The sequence below is a fragment of the Mesorhizobium sp. M7A.F.Ca.CA.002.09.1.1 genome, assembly GCF_003998555.1.
Classification (GTDB): domain Bacteria; phylum Pseudomonadota; class Alphaproteobacteria; order Rhizobiales; family Rhizobiaceae; genus Mesorhizobium; species Mesorhizobium ciceri.
Genome location: NZ_RZRR01000553.1, coordinates 1 through 3,836, shown reverse-complemented (window position 1 = coordinate 3,836; position 3,836 = coordinate 1). Strand labels below are relative to the sequence as shown.

Below are 3,836 nucleotides of genomic sequence, written 5' to 3'. Positions count from 1 at the left end.
GATGCGTGAGCACCGGCTTTATCAGGCCGACTGGCTGATGCGGTTTACGGCTTTTCGCAACCGGAAATCCTCGCCGGCAGCAGCGACGGCATGCTCGATCTCGCCATCGACCCGAAGCTGGGCTGGGCACTGCGCAACCGGGGGCAGTTTCCCGTCGACATCAATCGCGCCGACCGCGAAGCGCTGCTGCGGGTGCCGGGTCTCGGCACCAAGGTGGTGGCGAAGATTTTGGAGACGCGCCGGCACCGGCGCATGCGGCTCGAGGATGTCGGGCGGTTCTGCCAGTCGATCGCCAAGCTCAGGCCCTTCATCATCGCCGAAGGCTGGTCGCCTGGTGCGCTGACCGACAAGGCCGGCCTGCGCGACAGGATCGTCCACTCCTGCGAACAATTATCGTTGTTCTGATCATGCGGCCGGCGGAACTCGATCTCGCCAGATACAGAGTTCGGCTCGACAGCGAGACGGATTTTGCCGGCTGGCGTGACGCGGCACGGCGGCTGGCCTTGAATGAGGTCAGGCCCGAGGACGTCGACTGGCATGTCGCGCCAGGCTCTGATCAGGCACAATTGCCTGAAGTGCCTGCGGGCGCGCAACTCGTCGTGCCGCGCGACTTCCTCGGGCATGCCGAAACGGCGTTCTGCCATTCCGATCCCGGCCGGTTTGCCTTTCTCTACCGAATGCTGTGGCGATTGCGCGACGAAGCTAAACTGCTGGAAATCGCGTCGGATTCCGACACCAGGCGGCTCGAGGCCATGGAGAAGGCGGTGCGGCGCGACAGCCACAAGATGCACGCCTTCGTACGTTTCCGGAAAATCGGCGACGGTGCCGATGAGCGCTATGTCGCCTGGTTCGAGCCGGATCATTTCATCGTCGAGCGCAACGCCGATTTCTTCGTCAGACGTTTCACCGGCATGCGCTGGACGATCCTGACCCCTTATGCCTCTGCCGACTGGGATGGCGAAAGGCTGGCGATCGGGCCGGGCGCGGCCAAGGGCGATGCGCCTGATCAGGACGATACCGAGGCGCTCTGGCGCACCTATTTCGAGAACATCTTCAACCCGGCGCGATTGAAGGTGAAAACCATGCAGAAGGAGATGCCGAAGAAATATTGGCGGAACCTTCCCGAGGCCTCGCTCATTCCAGACATGATCGCAGGAGCGGACAAGGCCGCCAAGGACATGATTGCGAAGATGCCGACAACACCCGCGCCGCACCACGCAAAGGTGCAGGCACGGCATTGGCCGAAGCAGCCCGTCGAAGCACCGGAAGATGATGCAAGCACGATTCCGGAATTGCGCGAGGCAGCGAAAGGCTGCCGCCGCTGCCCGCTGTGGCGCGACGCGACGCAGACCGTCTTCGGTGAAGGCCCTGACAATGCCAAGGTGATCTTCGTCGGCGAACAGCCGGGGGATCAGGAGGACCTCGCCGGCAAACCTTTCGTGGGTCCGGCCGGCAAGGTGTTCGATGCGATCCTGGACGATGCCGGTGTCGACCGGCAAAAGGTCTATGTCACCAACGCGGTCAAGCACTTCAAGTTCGAGCCGCGCGGCAAGCGCCGCATCCACTCCAAACCGAATTCCGGTGAGATTCAGGCCTGCCGCTGGTGGATCGACCAAGAATTCGAGCTGATCAAGCCGAACCTCGCCGTGGCACTCGGCGCGACAGCGGCGATGTCGCTGCTCGGCAAGGCGATTCCGGTGACAAAGATGCGCGGACAAGTGATCGAGCGCGAGGACGGATTGCGCGTGTTCATCACCATCCATCCCTCCTTCATCCTGCGCATCCGCGAACCCGCGGACAAGGAGGCTGAACGCGAACGGTTCCTGCAGGACATGAAGCTGGTGAAGCGGCTGATGGCCGCCTGATTGTCTGTTTTGCGCGATTCCGGACAGAAAACCTTCCTGGAATTGCTGCGGCTACCTGATCAGAATTGCCCTGAGATCGTTGACATTCGTACCGGTCGGGCCGGGTACGAAGAGATCGTCAACCGCGTTGAAGGCCGTCCAGGCATTGTTGCCGGCAAGCATAGCCTTGGCGTCCACCCCGGCAGCGCGCATGCGCGACACGGTCGAAGCATCGGCAAAGGCACCGGCATTGTTTTCCGAACCGTCGATGCCGTCAGTGTCGGCGGCCAGCGCATTGATACCGTCGACGCCATTGATGCCGATGGCGAAGGCGAGCAGGAATTCCGAATTGCGGCCGCCCTTGCCTTTTGCGCGCAGCGTCACGGTTGTCTCGCCGCCCGACAGGATCAGCACCGGCTTCGAGAAAGGCCTGTTGCGCGTCGCCACTTCACGCGCGATCGCGGCGTGGACACCGCCAACCTCGCGCGCTTCGCCTTCGATGGCATCGGAGAGGATAACCGCCTCGACGCCTTGCCGTTTCGCTTCCGTAGCGGCGGCTTCCAGCGATACCCCGGCCGAAGCGATCAGATGCACCTCGTTGCGCAAAAAGCGCTCGTCATCCGGGCTTGGCGCATCGGCGGCCGGCGAATTGATATGCGCCATCACCGAGGCCGGCAGTTTCATGCCATAGGCCGATATCGAGGCCAGCGCGTCGGCGCGGCTGCCTGTATCCGGTACGGTTGGGCCGGAGGCGACCATTGCCGGATTATCGCCGGGAATATCGGAGACGATCAGCGACACCACCCTGGCCGGCCATGCGGCCGCCGCCAGCCTGCCGCCCTTGATGGTGGAAAGGTGCTTGCGGATAGTGTTCATCGCCGCGATCGGCGCACCCGAGGCGAGCAGCGCCTCATTGACGGCGATCTCGTCGGCCAGCGTCAAGCTGCCGGCCGGCGACGGCAACAGCGCCGAGCCGCCGCCGGAAATCAGCGCCACCACCAGATCGTCCGCCGTCAGCCCTTGCACCTTCGCCAGCAGCCGGCGCGAGGCTTCAAGTCCGGCATCGTCCGGCACCGGGTGCGCCGCCTCGATGATCTCGATGCGCTCGCAGGTCGCGCCATAGCCATAGCGGGTGACGACCAGCCCTTCGATGGGGGCGTCCCACACTTTCTCGAAGGCTGCCGCCATTTGCGCCGAGCCTTTGCCCGCGCCGATGACGATGGTACGGCCCTTGGGCTTGGCCGGCAGATGATCCCTGATGGTTCGTTCCGGATCGGCGGCGGCGACGGCGGCGTTGAAGATAGAGACGAGGAACGATTTGGGGTCGAGCACGGTCATTCGGCTTCCCGAGGCAATGCCAAGCCGCGCTTGTCGACGCCCAAATGATCGCACAGCGCATCGACGACGACGCCGTGATCCTCGCGCTCCGGCAGTCCGGAAACGGCGATGACGCCAATGACGCCGGTGCCCTTGGCGTTCACCGGAAAGCCACCGCCGGCCAGCACGTAGTCGGCAATATCCAGCCCTTCACCAATCTTGAAGGTGCGGTCGGGGCGCTGCTGTTCCAACACCATGCGATAGGTGCTTCTCAGGAACCGTTTGACCACATTGATCTTGCGCCGCGCCCAGTCGGGATTGGAAGCGTTCGAGCCCGGCAGCGCGGCGTAGAACAGCGGCCGGTCCCACAGCCTGATGTCGACTATGATGGGTAGATCTTCGGCGATTGCACGATCGCGAATGGCGGAGCCGATTTTGAAAGCGACGGCCTCGTCAAAGGTCGCGAAGACAAGGGTCTCTTCCTGTCTCTTGATCAGAGCGATGTCGTCAGCAACGGCCATTTTCTTTCTCCGAAATCGTCACACGTCGTGTGTACGACAAGCTCCGCTCGGTCAAGCTTCCGTGGCGTGGCCACCTTCTCCCGAGGGGAGAAGAGACGAGCACGGGCCTCGGCTTCCTCCTCTCCCCTCGGGGAGAGGCCGGATTGCCCCGAAT

The 3,836-nt window shown here is 63.3% G+C and carries 3 protein-coding genes and 1 pseudogene; 2 read left to right on the top strand and 2 right to left on the bottom strand.

All coding sequences use genetic code 11. The annotated features are described in order from the left end of the window. Nucleotides 1–405, top strand: a pseudogene (locus tag EN994_RS21795) (radical SAM protein); the annotation flags it as partial. A 2-nt stretch (nt 406–407) separates the two neighbouring features. After that, entirely contained in the window at nt 408–1,865 is a 1,458-nt protein-coding gene (locus EN994_RS21790; RefSeq protein WP_063169829.1) for a UdgX family uracil-DNA binding protein, read from the top strand. Between the two features lie 51 nt (nt 1,866–1,916). Here the strand turns inward: EN994_RS21790 and EN994_RS21785 are convergent, their stop codons facing one another. Together EN994_RS21785 and EN994_RS21780 are read right to left on the bottom strand one after the other, a co-directional pair. Further along, nucleotides 1,917–3,182, bottom strand: coding sequence for a glycerate kinase (locus EN994_RS21785; RefSeq protein WP_063169828.1), 1,266 nt, complete (start codon nt 3,180–3,182; stop codon nt 1,917–1,919). Continuing rightward, nucleotides 3,179–3,682 carry a heme-degrading domain-containing protein gene (locus EN994_RS21780; RefSeq protein ID WP_063169827.1) on the bottom strand — a complete coding sequence of 168 codons (504 nt, stop codon included), beginning with the start codon at nt 3,680–3,682 and terminating at the stop codon, nt 3,179–3,181. Before EN994_RS21780 ends, EN994_RS21785 begins: the two co-directional genes overlap by 4 nt. Nucleotides 3,683–3,836 lie beyond the last annotated feature (154 nt).

Bases quoted from the DNA above. Each gene is read 5' to 3' on its own strand.
- EN994_RS21790 (WP_063169829.1), top strand. From the start codon at position 408: ATGCGGCCGGCGGAACTCGATCTCGCCAGATACAGAGTTCGGCTCGAC.
- EN994_RS21785 (WP_063169828.1), bottom strand. From the start codon at position 3,182: ATGACCGTGCTCGACCCCAAATCGTTCCTCGTCTCTATCTTCAACGCC.
- EN994_RS21780 (WP_063169827.1), bottom strand. From the start codon at position 3,682: ATGGCCGTTGCTGACGACATCGCTCTGATCAAGAGACAGGAAGAGACC.